This is a genomic window from Shewanella sp. MTB7, from assembly GCF_027571385.1.
Classification (GTDB): Bacteria; Pseudomonadota; Gammaproteobacteria; order Enterobacterales; family Shewanellaceae; genus Shewanella.
Genome location: NZ_CP085636.1, coordinates 4,597,352 through 4,615,415, shown reverse-complemented (window position 1 = coordinate 4,615,415; position 18,064 = coordinate 4,597,352). Strand labels below are relative to the sequence as shown.

The following is an 18,064-nucleotide window of genomic DNA, read 5'->3' as shown; positions in this document are numbered from 1 at the left end:
TTATTCGCTTACTGGTTTTCCGGTAATAAGATGGTACTTCACTAAGAGCTCGTCATCGGACTCTTTGTGGTTTGGATCCGGATCAATACAATCGATAGGGCATACCGAAATACAGGTTGGCTTATCGTAGTGACCGACACATTCAGTGCATAGGTCTGGATCTATCTCGTAGATCTCCTCGCCCATAGTGATCGCTTGATTGGGGCATTCGGGTTCGCACATATCACAGTTGATACAGCTATCATCGATTAATAAAGCCATTATCTATCTACTCGTTTGTTCTTTTACGTTTATGACCCAACAGGTTGCTTGTAGGGTCATATCTTTGCATTTTGCATGGTTAAGCTTGTGCGTGGGGATTACGGGTATCTTGACCTTGGGGTAAGTTACGTAGTAATACGGCTTTGTCTGTCTCAACACCAGCAGGTAAGGCTAAGAAGACAAAATGTCCTGAACCTAACCCAGCCTCAACGCTTTCACCTTTACGGTTCAATAGCTCTTTAATGGTTAAAGTCAGATTACCTTGGGGGGTCATGACTTCAACACTGTCGCCAACAGAGAATTTATTTTTAACATCGATCTCAGCCATACCTGCATCATTACGCTTACCGGTAAACTCACCGACAAATTGCTGAGTATCACTGATAGAGTAGCCGTAATCATAGTTTTGATACTCATCATGTACATGACGACGTAGGAAGCCTTCAGTATAGCCCCGATGTGCAAGACCTTCTAGGTTATGCATCAATGTTCGATCAAAATCTTTGCCTGATGCCGCATCTTCAATCGCTTGACGGTAAAGTTGTGCCGTACGGGCAACATAATAGAATGACTTAGTACGGCCTTCGATTTTCAGTGAATCAATGCCCATCTTACTTAAACGTTCAACGTGTTGAATCGCCCGAAGATCTTTTGAGTTCATGATATAGGTACCATGCTCATCTTCAAAGGCTGGCATATACTCGCCCGGACGGCCTGCTTCTTGTAGCAGGACGATTTGATCGCTTGGCTGACCTTCACCTAAAGTTGGCGTCTGAATTTGGACACCATGTTGATCCACAAGTGCTTGAGGGTTTACTGCAACTATATCGCCTTCCATGGTTTCTTTCGCTTCATGGGCGTCATATTTCCAACGGCACGAGTTAGTGCAAGTGCCTTGGTTAGGATCACGCTTGTTGATATAGCCAGACAATAAACAACGGCCTGAGTAAGCCATACAAAGTGCACCATGAACGAAGACTTCTAGTTCAATATCTGGGCAACGTTGGCGTATCTCTTCAATTTCATCGAGAGAAAGCTCTCGGGATAAAATGACGCGTTTAATGCCTTGTTGTTGCCAAAATTTAACCGATGCCCAGTTGATTGCATTGGCTTGAACTGAAAGATGCACTACCTGATCGGGAAAGGCTTCTCTTGCCAACATGATAAGGCCTGGATCTGACATGATGATCGCATCTGGATTCATGTCAACCACTGGAACCATATCCTTAATATAGGTTTTCAATTTGGTATTGTGCGGCGCAATGTTACTGACCACATAGAGTTTCTTACCAAGATCGTGGGCTTCTTGAATACCGGTTGCTAGGTTTTCTAGTTTAAAGTCATTATTTCTTACCCTAAGGCTATATCTTGGCTGGCCTGCATAGACAGCATCTGCTCCATAGGCAAAAGCATAACGCATATTTTTCAGTGTCCCAGCGGGAGACAGTAGCTCAGGTTTAAACATAATTACTCTCAGTTAACTAAATATTGGGGTGACAAACGGGCGGGCATTCTACTTAATGTTGGTGTGGTTATCAAATTTTGCCCCAGAAACTTCCACATCGCTAGTATATCAAGTTTTACTCAACAGCAGGGGGGATAAGTATTTTCTAAAAAAAGTTATTTTACTCCCTAAAAATCCTAAAGTTAGCTAGAATCTAAACAGGTTGTTAACCAATTTGCTGCATGCGGTTAATGGATTTAACGGTAGGGCTAATTTGGTCATCTTTATCTATAACTATAATTAATTTTGAGTCAAAACGGGGATGAAAAATGTCAACTGAACATCAACTGTTAGTCGCCCTTTTAAAGAAGTTGAAAGCAGATGCATTAGTATTACCGACTTTGCCTGAGGTCGCGATGAGAGTTCAGGAAGTGGTTTCTAAACCAGATTCAAGCCCTAAGCAAGTTGCCGAAATTATTGGCCAAGATGCTGCGATTTCAGCACGGATGATTAAGGTCGCCAATAGTGCACTTTATAGCAGGGGCATAAAAGCTGAAAATGTTAACTGTGCTGTTACTAGAATTGGCTTAACTCAGATTAAATCCATTGCTACATCCGCTGCGATGGAACAGCTATTTATCTCAACTAATGAGATGGTGTGGGAGGTGATGGATGAAGTATGGGGCTGCTCTATTGAAGTCACTTCAGCAGCCTGTGCGATGCTACATATTTATAGTAAAACCCATAAAGGTAGCGGACTCAGTTTTGATACGCTGACCTTAGCGGGCTTGGTACATAACATAGGTGCTCTACCGGTACTTAAAGAGGCGGAAGCCCGTCCAGAGTTATTTACCAGCATAGATCAATTAAGGGCTCTGGTGAGAAAGATGCAAGGACCCATAGGTCGCGCAGTCCTTAAAAGTTGGGAGTTTGCTCCGGAAGTGACAGAAGTAGTAGAAAGGTGGTCGGATCTATCTTACTTGCCGGATAATGTAGGCTACCTAGATTTTGTCAGGGCGGCAGCTTTCTATACTGGAGAGTTGAGAGCTGGAGTTGAACTTGAAGAGAGGTTAGATGTGTACGCAAGACGGGGTCTACCTGTATCAGCGGAGCAGCTGGCTGACGATGAGTTTTTAGAAAAGTATCACTCGATTAAGTCGAGTTACGAATAGTTGTGGTTTGAGATGGTATTAGGGTAACCTTAAAGTTTGTTATTGGGCCTTTATTTAACTTTTTTATGTGTTGGGGAGGGGAGTTACTCGCGTGGGAATTGGCTGGTGTTTAGTTTTATTATTGATCGTCTGTATCGCTTGTACCATTTTTTGGTACCGGTATAGAAAGTATGAAGCTAATTTCATTCAATCTTTTACACAGCAAATGGAGCTTCTTAAGAGTAAAGAAGACACCCTTCATTTAGGGCATATCGCTTCAGAACAGTTTGCTGATGTTGCAGTGCCTAAAAAATATCAAACCCTGTATAGCACGTGGCACGACTTCATCAAAGGATTGCCTGTTCCAAACGACAAGGACAAGCTGACGGGACTTGCCAATCGTTTAGGTCTTAAATCTCGTTTCCTTAGCTTGATGCCTATTACTCAAGGTACGTTAGTGCTTATTGATATTTATCATTTTCGATTCGTCAATGACCTCTTCGGTTTCTCTATTGGTGATAAACTGTTGCAGACATTATCTGAGCGGCTACATAAACTCGAAAACCCGGCTACTTTTCTTGCTCGAATGAATGAAGATGAATTTCTGCTTTATTTTGAGCAACCTCAAAATGAAACTGCATTGTTAACGATCCGCAATGAACTTGCAGTTCCATTTGATATTCAGGCTATCCCAATAGCGATTCAAATTCAAATGGGCTACCTGGATCTCGGACTGCATCATACCTATGTGAGTCAACTATTAAGACGACTGGATTTAGCTCTGATTAAAGCCAAAGAGAATAAGTACCTATTTGCCAGTTATTCAGAAGGGGATGATCTAAGCCAGCAACGCCAACTCGGTATTATTAACCAACTTCCTAAGGCATTAGATAGAGGGGAGTTGTATATGGTGTACCAACCTAAATTAAATGTATTAACTGGAGGTTGTAGCCAAGTTGAAGCGCTAATGCGCTGGGACCATGAAGATTTAGGCATGATATCCCCCGCCGAATTTATCCCACTTGTTGAATATGCTGGAATGATCGAGTTGGTCAGTCAATGGGCTCTGGATCAAGTTATCTCCCAACAAGCAAAATGGCATGAATCGGGCCTAGTGTTGCAAGTGGCGGTTAACCTCTCCTCTAAAGATATTATTAGCGGCACCTTGTGTGACGACATTCAAGCTAAGTTTGATAAATATGGATTAGAGGCCAATCTGCTCTCCATCGAGATAACTGAGAGTAAGTTGATGGATAACATGGAGGTGGCTGTTGAAACAATTAAAAAACTGAAGACGATTGGCGTCGATGTGGCGATTGATGATTTTGGTACAGGTCACTCTTCACTTGCCTATCTTAAATATTTCCCGGTCGATGAAGTCAAAATTGATAAAGCTTTTATCGATGAGTTGATGGTTGACAAACATGCCAGACATATTATGAAGTCGAGTATAGAACTCGCTAAAGGCTTAGGTTTTAGCGTCACCGTGGAAGGGGTTGAAACCGAAGATATTAAGCAGTTATTGGTGGAGATGGGGGTCGATAAAATTCAGGGTGACCTATTCGCAAAACCAATGAGTGCTTTAGAGTTAGAGGTAAACTGGCAACGGCTTCAAGCTAAATAAAGCCGTTGACTCACAGACCACTTGTATTCCCAAATTCGGTATCGCTTACATCGTTAGATTGTCACGATAGACTCGAAAGATTGGTTTAGTAGGGCCTGTAAGCTTGGTGTCATAGGCGCCAGTTGACGTGCTTTATTCATGCACACCATCTCTATGGTCGCGGTCACTGCGGGCTTGCTAGCGTTGGGACGCCAAATCTCTTGCTTCCATACCGTTCTATATTTGCTCTCGAAGTAGAACTGGGTTCGAACATCGATAATATCCGCAAACTCAACCCCATCATGGCAAAGCATATCACTGCGATATACGGCAAAACCTAAACCTTGTACTTCCCAGAGTGAAGCGAGGACATTAGCGCCGATCACATGCTCTCTTGCTCGCTCAAAATACTTTAGAAAGTTGGGGTGATAAACCACACCTGAAAAGTCGGTGTCTTCATAATAGATCTGAATTGGGAAGTGAAAGGTTTTACTGTAATTCATCTCTTTTTTATTTTGCATGGTGTCATGGGCTCGAGGATAATTGGCGCTAGTCTAGCATATCCGCATTTAAGAGAGGTTATACCTGTTATTATCTTAATTTGAGAGAGTTTAGTTGCACCATGAACCGCTATCTTAATAGCCAATAAGCAATGATTTTGGTAGACTCCCGCCTCATTTATTTTCCCGGACACGCTTTCCATGAAATTCGAAACACTTGATTTAGCCCCTTCAATTATTGAAGCCATAGAGGCATGTGGTTATCAAAAACTGACTCAGGTGCAATCAGAAGTGATCCCTGTAGCCTTAACGGGTTGTGATCTCATGGCTTGCGCTGAAACTGGAACCGGGAAAACAGCAGCATTTGCTCTACCATTATTGGAAAAACTGCTTCGGGAGTCGTTAAGTGTAAGCTCACTGCGAGGATTAATACTGACGCCGACACGAGAGCTTGCCATTCAAGTTGCCGACAATATTACCCGTTACAGTCAGTTCACCTCGCTAAAAACCTTGGCGGTTTATGGCGGTGCCAATATGAATCCGCAGCGTAAAGCACTAAATGCAGGTGTCGACATTCTAGTGGCTACCCCTGGACGACTGTTCGACTTTATTGGTCAGCATGGTTTAGATCTTGCTAGCGTCACCAGCTTAGTGATCGATGAAGCTGACAGAATGCTGGACATGGGATTTGTGCGTGATATTGAACGTGTAAAAGCCTTGGTCGCTCGTCAGCATGTGACTCACTTCTTTTCGGCTACGTACAGCGATGATGTAAAAATCTTAGCTGAGAAGATGTTGTCTGCGCCTAAGTGGATCAATGTGGCCACCAGTAAGTCAGCCTCGAGTGTCGAACAAGAAGTGTATTTAGTCGATAAGCGCAGAAAGTCAGAGCTCTTGTCTGAATTAGTCGGTCGTAATAACTGGCAGCAAGTACTTGTGTTCGCCAGTTCAAAAGAGAGCGCAGAACATATTCAAAAAGAGTTAACGCTTGATGGACTCAAGAGTGCCGTATTCCACGGTGATAAAACCCAAGGCGCACGTAACCGTGCGTTAGATGAGTTTAAGAGCGGCGCACTGCGTGTGCTGGTGGCCACTGATGTCGCAGCCAGAGGGCTAGACATTCAAGCCCTACCTTTGGTGGTTAATATAGAGCTGCCATTTGAGGCTGAAGATTACATTCACCGTATCGGACGTACGGGACGTGCTGGTCTCACCGGACATTCTATCTCTTTTGTGTGTCCAGCCGATGAGAAGAAGCTTGCAGAGATCGAAGCACTAATCGAACTTAAGCTGCCTCGCATCGTGGTGCCAGGTTATGAAGAGGGGACTCCACTTCCTGCTCGTTATCGAGAAAATACAGAAGAGTCATCGGCTAAGAAGCACGTCGATAGACGCAAAGGCAAGCCAAGTGCTAAAAGAGGCCAAGCCCATAAACGTTCAGGCGGTCAATCTGCCGACAAACCAAGCTATGCAAGTCGTAGAGGTGAAAAGAAGCGTTAATTACGGTGAATTAACCTTACATCATTATGATATTCAGCCTTCTAATGAAGGCTGATGGCATCTTCTAGTTCTAGTTCTAGTTTGAGCTTCTGGCTGAATTGATATTGGCTGAAATATTTGAAGCTCGTACCTATCACCTGCGGTGTGCATATAAGCATACTGCAAACAATAGACATTAATGAACCCAACAAAAAGACACTTAAGCCTTGTTATCCGACATGTTTACCAAATCGCTGTTATGCCTCTCACTTCTATTGACTTACCATCCCACACATATTCGTAATGCGCAGACTGAATGATCTCTGTGACTCCTTTGGGCGTAAACAGGGCGTAGCAACTGGACATTGGATTTCGCACACTCGTATAGTGCAATCCTTCTACTCCTTGTTTGCGGTATTTAAACCCTAAATGCTGGGAAGTGCTGTAATCACTATGATGATAAATGTCAGTAGCTTGCATCTCTGCCATTGTGTTGGCACTAATATCGATTAAATCGCCGCTTATGGTACAAGATAAACCTTTCATCACTATCATTTCAAAATGCAGCCCTTCAATAAGGGATAACATCTTTTGAACATGATAACGAGTTTCTGCAATAGCCGTTTCCATAGTGTCAGCTAGGTATAAAACCCCGAACTCGCCATTAGAGAATCTACTGCCGTCTCTATTTATGTGAGTAAAAGAAGCCGTTGCATAGGAGCAGCCATTAATTCCAAACGGAATTTGGTCGAGATTTAATAACGTGAGATCCCCCGTTTCATTTTGCAATCTAGGGTTTGTTAAGCTTTGTAGAGCATACAAAACCTCAAACTCATCGATATTGGCACAGTCATCAAAGATGTCGATTGCAGGAAATCTTGTATTAACCAGACGATAGGTCTTTTTATTTGTTAATGTTGAACTCACTATGACCATCCACCACTGCGTAATTGATCAACTCGTTTGTAAACTTCGTGTAATGCTCCGAAATCTCCAGCTTCGATTATTTCAAGCGGTTTACGGCCTTCGAAGTAGGGGTTATTATTGACCATATTCATATAGCCATAGACGTTTTCTGGGTTGGTGAAAAACTGTCTCAATGCGGCATGAATATTAAGAATATAGCTAATTCGAGTGAGTTGGTCTTTATCCAAAACGAAGGCTTTTTTACCTGATTTATAGGCAAAGTAAGATGAACGGTTAACCCTCAAAATATGGGTTATGGCCTCAGTCTTACATCCCCAGTGTTGAAGGATGGTTACTGCTGCGTCAAAACCCACTTTAGACGCGTGAGCGGAGTTAATACCAAGGTGTTGATGTTGAATGTTAGTGTTAGGCATGATCGGTCCTCTCATAAATCACTAGTTTAATAATAGACTTTTATCTATTTAAAGTCTACATTTGGACTTTTGTGTGTTAAATACTTACTATGGTTTCATTGTCATGTCCATATTTTTAAAGGAGGACAGTGGAAAGCTTGCCATTTCTGGTTATACCTTCACTTCCCCATGGGATAGTAAAAAATAAGGGAGCCAATTGGCTCCCTTTAGGTTAATTAAGCGATGTTTATTTCAGATTAAAGCTCAGCTTCAATCCAGACTAAGCGGTGATCAGAAGAGATATCTTTGCCGTTACCCCATTTTCCAACACGCTTATCATTCATCAACATATAGCCCTCTTCGAAAGTGGCAGGCCAGAAAACACCAGAATCTATGATGTTAAGGTCGTTTGATGGAATGGCATGGTCAACACGAAGGCCAAAGGTACTGGTCACTCGCTCTGGGAAGGTGTTCTCTTTACAGAAACCTAATGCATAACACTCTGTAGAGCCAAAGCTGCTAGGTGCGTAGACACCGTCTGTAGCCAATGTGTTTACACGGTTATGATTCATTAGATCTTGGATGGCATCAAGGAAGCCGTCACCATTTTCAGGATCGGCGTTAAGATCGCCCATGACAACAAACGAAGCATCTAAACTTAAGCCGCCTTTTTTGCCTGCGTCATCATAGATATAGTCTTCACCAGCAACATAATCATTCCAGAAGTCGATCTCAGCACGATTCAATAACTTGTTATTTTCAGTCACTGTATCGAATACTGGCGGTGTTGGATGTGATAGCAGTAGATGAACCACTTTCTCGCCAGTGGCGGTTGGGATTAGGATCGGTGCATCCACATGGTTTTTAGATGAAAGCGGTTTTTCTGCCCACGCTTCAGCTGAGTACCACTCGTCACCACACTTCATGCCGTCTGGAATTGGGTTTTTATCATCGTCACAATTCACGATAGTTGGATTGACTTCACCCGGCATATCTTTCCATTTAAAGTTTTGGAAAGTACGGATGTTATCAGTATCAATTGGGTACTGAGATAATAGGCCAAATGCATATTGACCGTGATAGAAGCCAAAGCCCCATGCATCGCCTGGTAGTGCAACTTTTCCATCTCTGTCTAGATCGAAGTCACTTAATAGACCTGTATTGGTTGAGAAATTTTCAGCGTAAGCGAACTGAATCGGCTTAAGCATCTTCTTTTCATCAGATGTTGTTCCTAAACTATTTTGAGGTACGGCAAGGTAGTTTAAGCGGAAACCTTTGATAGCATCTTGGTTTTTAGCGATACCGTCATTGTTAAACTCACCCATCATCAATACTGCTGGACGCTCAGTTTGAATAATCGCTGCCACGTTACGGATCTGGATAACCTTTTCAGCAATTTTAAGGTCAGCCTCAGTTAAGGTTTCATCAAACCAACCTTGCATTAATACTTCTTGCTCTGGAGCTGTAATTTGCATCTCAGTAACAAGCTCTTCAAACGTAGAACGGTCGAAAGAGAGGTTGTATGTGCTGAAGCGAACGTTCGTTGCATCTGGCGTTGGCTCAACTGGATTGGTAATGTTGGTTGTGTCGTCATTACATCCTGCTAATAACGCCATAGAGATAGCGGCCGCTGCTGCGGTTTTAAGTAGTTTCATTTTATGACCCATCATATTTTTATTATTAATCGTAATTATTATCTTGAGCTCATTTGTTTGAGCTTCGGAAGGATTCTATACAGCTGTCAATTCGCTTGCTATAAAATAGCGTGATTTTTGAGACTGGGTGCGGACTTTTTACGCAGAAACTTACACTCTTTACGGTGTTGTGATGAAAATGATCCAGAGGTGTTACGGTTGGGTTTTGTTTGTGCTTGCTGTTAAGGGGCTAGAGATTGAGACTTGTCAGGTTTCCACCTACACTGTCGGATCTTTCATGTCACTTGAGATCCATCATGATACTAAAACCTATTCCTACCAATGTGATCACTGGCTTTTTGGGCGTGGGTAAAACGACCTTCATTAAGCAGTTATTAGCGGGTAAACCAGAGGGAGAGACTTGGGCTATTTTAGTCAATGAGTTTGGTGAAATTGGTATAGATGGCGCCTTGTTATCAGGCGGTGGGGAGAGCATTGAGATCCGCGAAGTGGCGGGCGGATGTTTATGTTGTGCTGCGAGTGTGCCTATGCAAGTTGCCGTTAATCAGCTTATCGCTAAAGCAAAGCCTGATAGATTATTAATTGAGCCTACGGGGTTAGGGCATCCCAAAGAGGTGATTAAGCTGTTAAGTCAACCTCACTATCAAAACGTTATCGCCCTTAAATCAACCGTGTGCTTGGTCGATGCAAGAAAAATATCTGATGATCGATATAAAAACCATGACATTTTTAATCAACAACTGGCGGTGGCAGACATCATATTGGCCACTAAGTCCGATCTCTATTCTGATAAGGAGTATTTGGATTTAATCGCTTATGTCGAAGAAGACTTAGATTTGGTGGATTCAGACCAAAAGCGCTATTTTTTCCTCAGCTTATTACCTAGGTTAACTCCGAATTTACCAATAGAATTGTTGAGTTTACTCGACAGTGCTGGAAAGGCACCAAAGTCAGTATCTTCGACGCGATCAAGCCTGCTGACGGGGCGTTCAATAAGTGTTTTTGACATTGAAGCTGTTGAAACCGCTGCTGGATTTGATGAGCGAGGGGTATTAACTAAACAAAACAGTGGTGAAGGATTTTACTCCTGTGGTTGGGTATTTGATCTCAGTTATGAATTTAATTTTGATGAGGTGATTAAGGTTATCAAATCCTTGGATGTAGCTCGCATTAAGGCCGTGCTTATTACTGATGAGGGTATCGCGGGATTCAATGTGATTGATGGGGAGATGAGTGTTATTGAACTTGATGATGCGATGGATTCAAGGCTTGAGATCATCAGTTTATTGCCGCTGGCAATCGATGAGTTAGCGCGTCGACTTTTTACTACTTCTAAGCGGTTCAGCTTTTGATATTTGGTAAAACGGGGATCTGAATGTCCTTGGCGTGTTGTAGCTGTATGCTCATTATCTGGATGGGTTTAGCATTAAAGCGAGTCTCGAAATCGCGGGTTTATCAAGTTGGATTTTTGAGGTTAATTAGTTACACTAATGAGTCATTTTGATGCGTGGGAAATTCATGCTATCAAGTATAAATAAGGATATTTATGAAGTTTCAGTTTGGTTTACATCGTCAGTTTCTTGCTACAACCTTAGGTCTGACGCTCGTTAGTGTTAGTTGCTTACCCGTTTTGGCATCAGAGTTTTCTGATAGTTACTCAGCGTATCTTCAAGCAGTTACTGATAATGATGATGACAAATCGCTGAAACTTGCAGGACAAACCTATAGGTTAGGGCTCGAAAAGTTTGATAAAGGTAGTATAAACCTCGCCAATTTAACTTTAAATTATGCAGGTGAGTTGGCTAATTTTACAGATAAGCATGAGGAAGCCAATAGGCTTTATCTTGCTGTTTTAGCCAGTTACAGAGTCGAATTTGGTAATGAGGCGATTGAGTTGATTGATCCGCTTGTTGGTGCCGCTCAGACAAGCGCCAGTGCCAAAGAAGCTAGGGAGCTTTTTTATGAAGCACTAGAGTTAACTGAAGAGGCTGACAATAAACTGGTTCATGGGGATATGCTGAAAGCTGCATTTGATCATTTAAGCAGAACGGGTTTATATAATCGTAAAGTACGTGATTTTATGTTTGATGCTTATGATATATATAAAGTGGAACTACCTGAAAGTGCACTGAAAAGAGTCACATCAGCTTTTACAGTGGCTTCAATTAATTTTGTAGAGAAGAGAAAGACGAAAGAAACTATCATGCTGTTAGAAGAGGTGGTAAAACAGTTTTCGGTGTTGGATTATAATCATCCTTATGAGCTTAGGGCTCATGCTTACCTTGTCGACTTGTATGAACACGAAGGGGAGAGTAGTAAATCGACTCAACACTGTATCGCTATAGGCGGTATGCGTCCTTGGTTAGGTGATCAAGAGCAGGTGCCGCTCTATCGTCATCACCCCAATTACCCTAAGTCATATATAAGAAATGGGAAAGAAGGTTGGGTTCAACTCTCTTTTATCATCGACGAAAGTGGCTTCGTCGATGAGCCTAAAATTATCGATTCAAAAGGAGGAAGTCGTTTCGAGACTGAATCTCTTAAAGTGATAAAAAAATGGCGTTATGCTCCTAAGTTTGTTGATGGCAAAGCTGTTGCCGCACCAAGTACGGTACAGTTGGATTACACCCTGTCAAAATCTTAGGTTAGAAAAGATAAACTTAAAAAGCCTCATGCTTTCTATCGAGTAGAAAGCATGAGGCTTTTTTGTTTGTCGTTCGATCTAAAACAGCTTACTACCCCAGCCTAATTTGTTTCTTAATACATGGAAGTAGTTATGTCCCTTAGGGTGAATGAGTCTCAAACGTTCATGACTGCGTTTGATAATAATTTCATCACCAGGCAGCACCGGTAACATCACATGGCCGTCACAGCTTACCTCTAAGTTGTCGCCATTATCGGGGGATACTACTATTTTGATAATACTCGCAGCATCGACCACGATAGGTCGACTCGAGAGTGTGTGCGGAAACATAGGCACTAAAATGAGTGCTTCAAGGTTAGGAGTTAAAATAGCTCCGCCAGCCGACAATGAATAAGCCGTCGATCCTGTCGGGGTTGAAACTATCATACCATCGGCGCGCTGACTGTACATGAATGTGCCGTCTATATAGACTTCAAATTCAATCATATGAGCAATTTTCCCCGGGTGTAAAACAGCCTCATTAACCGCCGTATTACTGGATTTCATATTGCCATGTCGATGAACTTGGGTTTCAAGTAGAAAGCGAAATTCAGTCTCAAATTTCCCGTCGAGTACTTCGCTTAAAGCGGCTTCAAATGAATCCGGTGGTAAATCTGTTAAAAAGCCTAGATTGCCTCTATTAACCCCAATGACACCTATATCGAAACGTGCGAGGACTCTGGCTGCACCGAGCATATTGCCATCCCCCCCCACAACGATGGCTAGATCACATTTTTCACCAAGTTCCAATAGATCCACGGATTGGCAATTAGGTCCCATTTCGACTGCAACCCGTTCTTCAACCAAGATCTCGAATCCCTGCATCTTTAACCAGTGGTGCAATCGTTTAAGGGTGAGGTTGGTACCATGGTGATTTGGCTTACCGATAAGACCGATAGTTTGAAAAGCTTTAGGCATATTTATCTTAGTGCTAGGGCTTGAAACCTTGAATGTGATCCCCATATTATCCTCAGAGCAGGAAGAAACAAAGTATTTTTAGCGGAGTTAGAATGAGCAACGATACGAGTAAAGCGAAACAGAACCAAGTCGATGAAGCCGTAGAAGGTGAAATCCTAACTGAAACGAGCAGTGACGATGCCAGCTTAATGGATGAACTCACTCAAGCGAATTTCCGTGTTGAAGAGTTAGAGCAGGCTCTTGTCGAAGCAAATGCAAAGATTGAAGAGCAGAAAGATTCTGTGACTCGTGCAGCAGCTTCTGAGGCGAATATTCGTCGCAGAGCATCTCAAGATGTTGAAAAAGCACATAAATTTGCATTGGAAAAGTTTGCTAATGAACTTTTGCCTGTTATTGATAACATGGAGCGAGCGCTTCATGGTACCGATGCAGAAGCGGAAGCGAGCAAGGCTATCTACGAAGGTGTTGAGCTAACATTGAAGAGTTTTGTGAGTACGGTTGATAAGTTTGGTCTTAAAGAAGTTAATCCACAAGGGGAAGCTTTTAACCCTGAACATCATCAGGCTATCGGTATGCAGCCAAGCCCTGAGTTCCCAGCAAATACTGTCATGATGGTAATGCAGAAGGGTTATATCTTAAATGATCGCTTACTTCGCCCTGCGATGGTGATGGTTTCTCAAGGTGGTTCGGCTGTCGATACACAAGTGTAAACTTGTTTCGGTGAGCTAACGAAAAGGACTGCAATCGCAGTCCTTTTTTATATTTGCTGTTCACATGGATATTAGCGCAAACTCTTGTCTTACTATACTCAGCTTTAGCTATTATTTAAGGTGGTTTAAGCTAAATAGCGCTCTATTTGCCCTAAAATACCGGCAGCATCGAGTTGTAACTCAGTAATAATTTCACTCGAATCCCCGTGCTTAATAAACTCATCAGGCAAGCCTAATTGAAGCACCGGCATTGGCAACTTCAGTTGCTGTAATAGTTCGAGCACACCGGAGCCTGCTCCCCCCATAATGGCATTCTCTTCAACGGTCACCAACACATCGTGAGATTGAGCTAGCTCTTGAATAAGCTCAACATCAAGAGGTTTCACAAATCGCATGTCGGCGACAGTAGCATCCAAAGATTCTGCGGCCGTTAATACGCTGGCTAACAAAGTGCCAAAGTTGAGAATGGCGACTTTTTTACCCTGACGCTTGATTATGCCTTTGCCGATAGGCAGGGCTGTCATCTCTTCGATTTGCGGTTCTCCAGTAGCGCTGCCTCTTGGATAACGCACAGCGGTAGGTCCATCGCGATAACAATAACCGGTATAAAGCATCTGTCGACATTCATTTTCATCCGAAGGTGTCATGATGATCATATTTGGTACAGTACGCATAAAACTGAGATCAAAGGCCCCTTGATGAGTGGGGCCATCGGCACCAACAATGCCACCACGGTCAATAGCAAAGAGCACGGGCAGTTTCTGCAAAGCAACATCGTGGATCAGTTGATCGTACCCGCGTTGTAGGAAGGTAGAGTAAATAGCGACTACGGGTTTTAAGCCTTCACAGGCGAATCCTGCTCCTAAGGTCACTGCGTGCTGCTCTGCAATCGCGGCGTCGAAGTACTGTTTAGGAAAACGCTGAGAGAACTCAACCATACCTGAGCCTTCACGCATCGCAGGAGTGATACCTAATACTTTGTCATCTTTTTCAGCAACATCACAAAGCCATTTTCCGAACACTTGAGAGAAGGTTGGATTGCTGGGTTTTGACGCTGGCTTTTCAAAGGTCGATGGATCAAATTTAGGCACGGCATGCCAACCAATAGGGTCTTTTTCGGCAGGTTCATAGCCACGACCTTTCTTGGTCATGATATGTAATATTTGAGGGCCGGATAAGTTACGCATATTGCGCATGGTTTCAACCAGTGCATCAACATCGTGCCCATCAATAGGACCAATATAGTTAAAGCCTAGCTCTTCAAACATGGTGCCAGGAACGACCATGCCTTTTAAATGCTCTTCGGTACGCTTGGCCATCTCTTTGATGACAGGCATTCCTTGTAGCACTTTCTTGCTGCTCTCACGGATCGTAGTATAAAAACGTCCTGACATTAGCTGAGCTAGATGGTTATTGAGTGCTCCTACATTTTCAGAGATCGACATCTCATTATCATTGAGAACAACCAACATATCATTGTGCAAGTCACCTGCATGATTCATGGCCTCAAATACCATGCCGCCCGTCATGGCGCCATCACCGATAACGGCAACAACTTTACGGCCTGCTTTTTCTCTATCAGCAGCAACGGCCATCGCGAGGGCTGCACTGATAGAGGTACCCGAGTGACCCACGCTAAAGGTGTCGTATTCGCTCTCTTCACGCCAAGGGAAGGGATGGATCCCGCCTTTTTGACGTATGGTGTGCATCTTGTCACGGCGACCTGTTAATATTTTATGGGGGTAAGCTTGATGACCCACATCCCAGATTAAGCGATCAAATGGTGTGTTATAGACATAGTGAAGCGCCACAGTGAGTTCCACAGTGCCGAGTCCTGAGGCGAAATGGCCACTAGACTTGCCCACTGATTTCAAAAGGAAACCTCTAAGCTCGTCGGCTAATTGTGGTAGCACGGCTTGAGGGAGCTGTCTTAGCTCATCAGGGGTATTAGCCTGTGCAAGCACAGGGTATTGAGAAATATCCAAACTCATCGAGGTAATTGGTCTCTTGATTATACTCTTCGCTCAATGATAAAGCGGGCGAATTCGGCAATTAGCTGACTATTGTATGGTAATTTTGTCAGCGCAGATAGAGCATCCTGTATCAATCTCTCGGCGGTGGCCTGTGCGTCAGCCAATCCAAGCAGTTTCGGGTAAGTACTCTTATTGGAATCACAGTCTGAACCCTGTGGTTTTCCCAGCTCTTCGGTACTGGAGATGATATCAATGACATCGTCTTGTACTTGAAAAGCTAAGCCAATGGCATCGGCGAAGGTCATCAATAGTGCCTGTTCTTCAATCGAGATATTGGCGGCTATCATGGGCAGCTCGACTGCGCAGCGGATTAAGGCCCCTGTTTTGAGTTTGTGCAGTTGTGTCAGGGTGGCTAAATCTACCTGTTGATCGGTTGCGTTAAGATCCATGGCTTGACCTCCACACATTCCAGAGTAACCAGAGGCTTTGGCTAACGCCTTCACCATAGCAAGGTTCTGTGTTGGTGTCAGATCATCGATCGGTTCACTTAATATATCGAAGGCTAACGCTTGTAGGGCATCCCCCGCAAGAATAGCAATTGCTTCATCAAAGGCGATATGGACAGTGGGTTGTCCTCGACGCAGAGCGTCATCATCCATGGCTGGCAGGTCGTCATGGATTAAAGAGTATGCATGTATTGATTCAATTGCAGCTGCGCAAGTATCGAGTGTTGCTAGTGGTACATTAAGCATCTCGCCAACAGCATAAACTAGAAATGGGCGAATACGCTTACCACCGATAAGTGTGCCATGTTTCATGGCCGCCAACAGTTGAGGATCTGTTACAGTTTGTGCTTCAAATCTTTGCTTTAATTGGGTATCAACACGTTGTTGATATTGAGTGAAGGCTTGAGCTAGCACTTATTCTACCTCAGGTGAAAAGGGAGTTAGTGGCGCATTTTCATCGTCGGCCATCAAAATAGCGACCTTCTGTTGGGCTTGCTCTAACTTGCCTTGGCTGTTGCGTACCAGTTTAATGCCACGCTCAAACTGCTTTAATGCGTCATCTAGGGAAACATCGCCTTGTTCAAGTTCTGAAACGATGCGCTCGAGTTCACAAAGGGATTCTTCAAAAGTGAGATTTTCAGGTTTTTTTGCCACGGTAATGTTTCCTTGAGATTAGCGTGACACACGGTATCGTAGCCAGCGGCGGTGGTCAAATTGCACTGCAGTAAATTTGCCCGTCAGCACGCTTTATTGTGATTTTTTTATAAAAATTTGAATTTGTAGCTAAACTTGCGTGTAAGCTGTCCGATAATTGAGAGTAGGTATTAGAAAATTATGATTGATATGGCTTTTTATTCAAAATGGAATTGATATGTTCCTTCCTTGTTTATGAGAGCTTCCAGGAAGACGACATACATTTTATTTGGCGCATTTAGTTCTGTTGTTGTCTTGCATAATATTCTCAGATGATCTTGGGTTTATTTCTATCTTTGTTATAAAGTTAAGGTTATAAAAGAGTTATTTTATTGGCATTGCGTATATTTATACTAAGTTCAGATGGTTTGTCTGGGGTTAGTTTCATTTGAGGAGCGGTTGTGGATTTAGCTACCCTGATAGGACTCATCGGTGCGTTCGGATTTATTCTCGGTGCAATGGCAACGAGTGGTGGTATTGGTATTTTTATCGATGTGGCATCGGTGCTGATTGTTATATGTGGTTCCTTTTTTGTGGTTATGATGAAATATAACCTGAAGCAATTTCTTGGCTCCATTAAAATTGCGGCTAAAGCTTTTATCTTTAAAATTGATAAGCCAGATGAGTTGATAGAACAGTCGGTGACGATGGCTGATGCGGCGCGTAAGGGCGGTTTTTTGGCCCTTGAGGAGGCTGAAATAAGCAACAGCTTTATGCAGAAAGCCGTTGATATGTTAGTCGATGGTCATGATGGTGATGTTGTACGTGATGCACTGGAAAAAGATATCGCGTTGACCGAAGAGCGGCATAAAGTGGGTATTAGTATCTTTTCAACAATAGGTGATGTTGCCCCAGCAATGGGGATGATCGGCACGTTAGTTGGTTTGGTGGGGATGTTGTCTAACATGGATGATCCTAAGTCGATTGGCCCTGCAATGGCCATTGCTTTGTTAACAACACTTTATGGCGCTATGGTAGCTAACATGGTGGCAATTCCTATTGCTGGTAAGTTAGAACTTAGAATGAAAGAAGAGATGATGAATCGTAATTTGATTATGGATGCGGTATTGGCGATTCAAGATGGTCAAAATCCTCGCGTGATTGAAGGGTTCTTAAAGAATTACCTCTCAGAGAAACAACGACAAGTAGATACTACGGACGGGGAGTAA

Annotated in this window: 17 protein-coding genes; 7 read left to right on the top strand and 10 right to left on the bottom strand. The window is 43.1% G+C overall.

What is annotated here, in order from left to right; all coding sequences use genetic code 11:
• Positions 1 to 261 carry a YfhL family 4Fe-4S dicluster ferredoxin gene (locus HWQ47_RS20020; protein WP_269967793.1) on the bottom strand — a complete coding sequence of 87 codons (261 nt, stop codon included), beginning with the start codon at positions 259 to 261 and terminating at the stop codon, positions 1 to 3.
• Between the two features lie 79 nt (positions 262 to 340).
• Positions 341 to 1,726, bottom strand: a complete 1,386-nt coding sequence (trhP, locus tag HWQ47_RS20015; RefSeq protein WP_269967792.1) for a prephenate-dependent tRNA uridine(34) hydroxylase TrhP — start codon at positions 1,724 to 1,726, stop codon at positions 341 to 343.
• A 308-nt stretch (positions 1,727 to 2,034) separates the two neighbouring features.
• Between trhP and HWQ47_RS20010 the strand changes: the two genes are divergently transcribed.
• Positions 2,035 to 2,877, top strand: coding sequence for an HDOD domain-containing protein (locus HWQ47_RS20010; protein WP_269967791.1), 843 nt, complete (start codon positions 2,035 to 2,037; stop codon positions 2,875 to 2,877).
• A 91-nt stretch (positions 2,878 to 2,968) separates the two neighbouring features.
• Complete coding sequence (locus HWQ47_RS20005) at positions 2,969 to 4,480, top strand: putative bifunctional diguanylate cyclase/phosphodiesterase (protein WP_269967790.1); 1,512 nt, start codon at positions 2,969 to 2,971, stop codon at positions 4,478 to 4,480.
• 53 nt (positions 4,481 to 4,533) lie between these two features.
• Here HWQ47_RS20005 and HWQ47_RS20000 read toward each other — a convergent pair whose 3' ends face one another.
• Positions 4,534 to 4,980, bottom strand: coding sequence for a thioesterase family protein (locus HWQ47_RS20000; protein WP_269967789.1), 447 nt, complete (start codon positions 4,978 to 4,980; stop codon positions 4,534 to 4,536).
• A gap of 180 nt (positions 4,981 to 5,160) precedes the next feature.
• On the opposite strand from HWQ47_RS20000, the gene HWQ47_RS19995 reads away from it, so the two are divergent.
• Positions 5,161 to 6,459, top strand: a complete 1,299-nt coding sequence (locus HWQ47_RS19995; RefSeq protein WP_269967788.1) for a DEAD/DEAH box helicase — start codon at positions 5,161 to 5,163, stop codon at positions 6,457 to 6,459.
• 222 nt (positions 6,460 to 6,681) lie between these two features.
• Here the strand turns inward: HWQ47_RS19995 and HWQ47_RS19990 are convergent, their stop codons facing one another.
• The 3 genes from HWQ47_RS19990 to HWQ47_RS19980 form a co-directional block, all read right to left on the bottom strand.
• Positions 6,682 to 7,365 carry an RES family NAD+ phosphorylase gene (locus tag HWQ47_RS19990; protein ID WP_269967787.1) on the bottom strand — a complete coding sequence of 228 codons (684 nt, stop codon included), beginning with the start codon at positions 7,363 to 7,365 and terminating at the stop codon, positions 6,682 to 6,684.
• Positions 7,365 to 7,778, bottom strand: a complete 414-nt coding sequence (locus HWQ47_RS19985) for an antitoxin Xre-like helix-turn-helix domain-containing protein (RefSeq protein ID WP_269967786.1) — start codon at positions 7,776 to 7,778, stop codon at positions 7,365 to 7,367. The genes HWQ47_RS19990 and HWQ47_RS19985 overlap by 1 nt, the downstream gene beginning before the upstream one ends.
• Before the next feature lie 236 nt (positions 7,779 to 8,014).
• Positions 8,015 to 9,412, bottom strand: a complete 1,398-nt coding sequence (locus HWQ47_RS19980) for an endonuclease/exonuclease/phosphatase family protein (RefSeq protein ID WP_269967785.1) — start codon at positions 9,410 to 9,412, stop codon at positions 8,015 to 8,017.
• 296 nt (positions 9,413 to 9,708) lie between these two features.
• On the opposite strand from HWQ47_RS19980, the gene HWQ47_RS19975 reads away from it, so the two are divergent.
• On the top strand, positions 9,709 to 10,764 hold the full coding sequence (locus HWQ47_RS19975) for a CobW family GTP-binding protein (protein ID WP_269967784.1): 1,056 nt from the start codon (positions 9,709 to 9,711) through the stop codon (positions 10,762 to 10,764).
• Positions 10,765 to 10,958: 194 nt separating this feature from the next.
• Positions 10,959 to 12,056 (top strand): energy transducer TonB, encoded by a 1,098-nt coding sequence (locus HWQ47_RS19970; RefSeq protein WP_269967783.1) that lies wholly within the window; start codon positions 10,959 to 10,961, stop codon positions 12,054 to 12,056.
• Between the two features lie 78 nt (positions 12,057 to 12,134).
• On the opposite strand, the gene nadK is transcribed toward HWQ47_RS19970, so the two are convergent.
• Entirely contained in the window at positions 12,135 to 13,013 is an 879-nt protein-coding gene (nadK, locus tag HWQ47_RS19965; RefSeq protein WP_269967782.1) for an NAD(+) kinase, read from the bottom strand.
• 92 nt (positions 13,014 to 13,105) lie between these two features.
• Between nadK and grpE the strand changes: the two genes are divergently transcribed.
• Positions 13,106 to 13,723: a nucleotide exchange factor GrpE gene (grpE, locus tag HWQ47_RS19960; RefSeq protein WP_269967781.1), complete on the top strand. Its 618-nt coding sequence runs from the start codon at positions 13,106 to 13,108 to the stop codon at positions 13,721 to 13,723.
• A 125-nt stretch (positions 13,724 to 13,848) separates the two neighbouring features.
• Here grpE and dxs read toward each other — a convergent pair whose 3' ends face one another.
• Genes dxs through xseB form a run of 3 tightly spaced genes read right to left on the bottom strand, consistent with a single transcriptional unit; the run spans position 13,849 to position 16,856 of the window.
• The gene (dxs, locus tag HWQ47_RS19955) at positions 13,849 to 15,714 is read right to left on the bottom strand and encodes a 1-deoxy-D-xylulose-5-phosphate synthase (protein ID WP_269967780.1); all 1,866 of its coding nucleotides are present in this window, start codon (positions 15,712 to 15,714) and stop codon (positions 13,849 to 13,851) included.
• A 20-nt stretch (positions 15,715 to 15,734) separates the two neighbouring features.
• The gene (gene ispA, locus HWQ47_RS19950; protein ID WP_269967779.1) at positions 15,735 to 16,616 is read right to left on the bottom strand and encodes a (2E,6E)-farnesyl diphosphate synthase; all 882 of its coding nucleotides are present in this window, start codon (positions 16,614 to 16,616) and stop codon (positions 15,735 to 15,737) included.
• Positions 16,617 to 16,856, bottom strand: coding sequence for an exodeoxyribonuclease VII small subunit (xseB, locus tag HWQ47_RS19945; protein ID WP_269967778.1), 240 nt, complete (start codon positions 16,854 to 16,856; stop codon positions 16,617 to 16,619). It lies immediately after the preceding gene.
• Between the two features lie 440 nt (positions 16,857 to 17,296).
• Between xseB and pomA the strand changes: the two genes are divergently transcribed.
• Positions 17,297 to 18,064 (top strand): flagellar motor protein PomA, encoded by a 768-nt coding sequence (pomA, locus tag HWQ47_RS19940; protein ID WP_269967777.1) that lies wholly within the window; start codon positions 17,297 to 17,299, stop codon positions 18,062 to 18,064.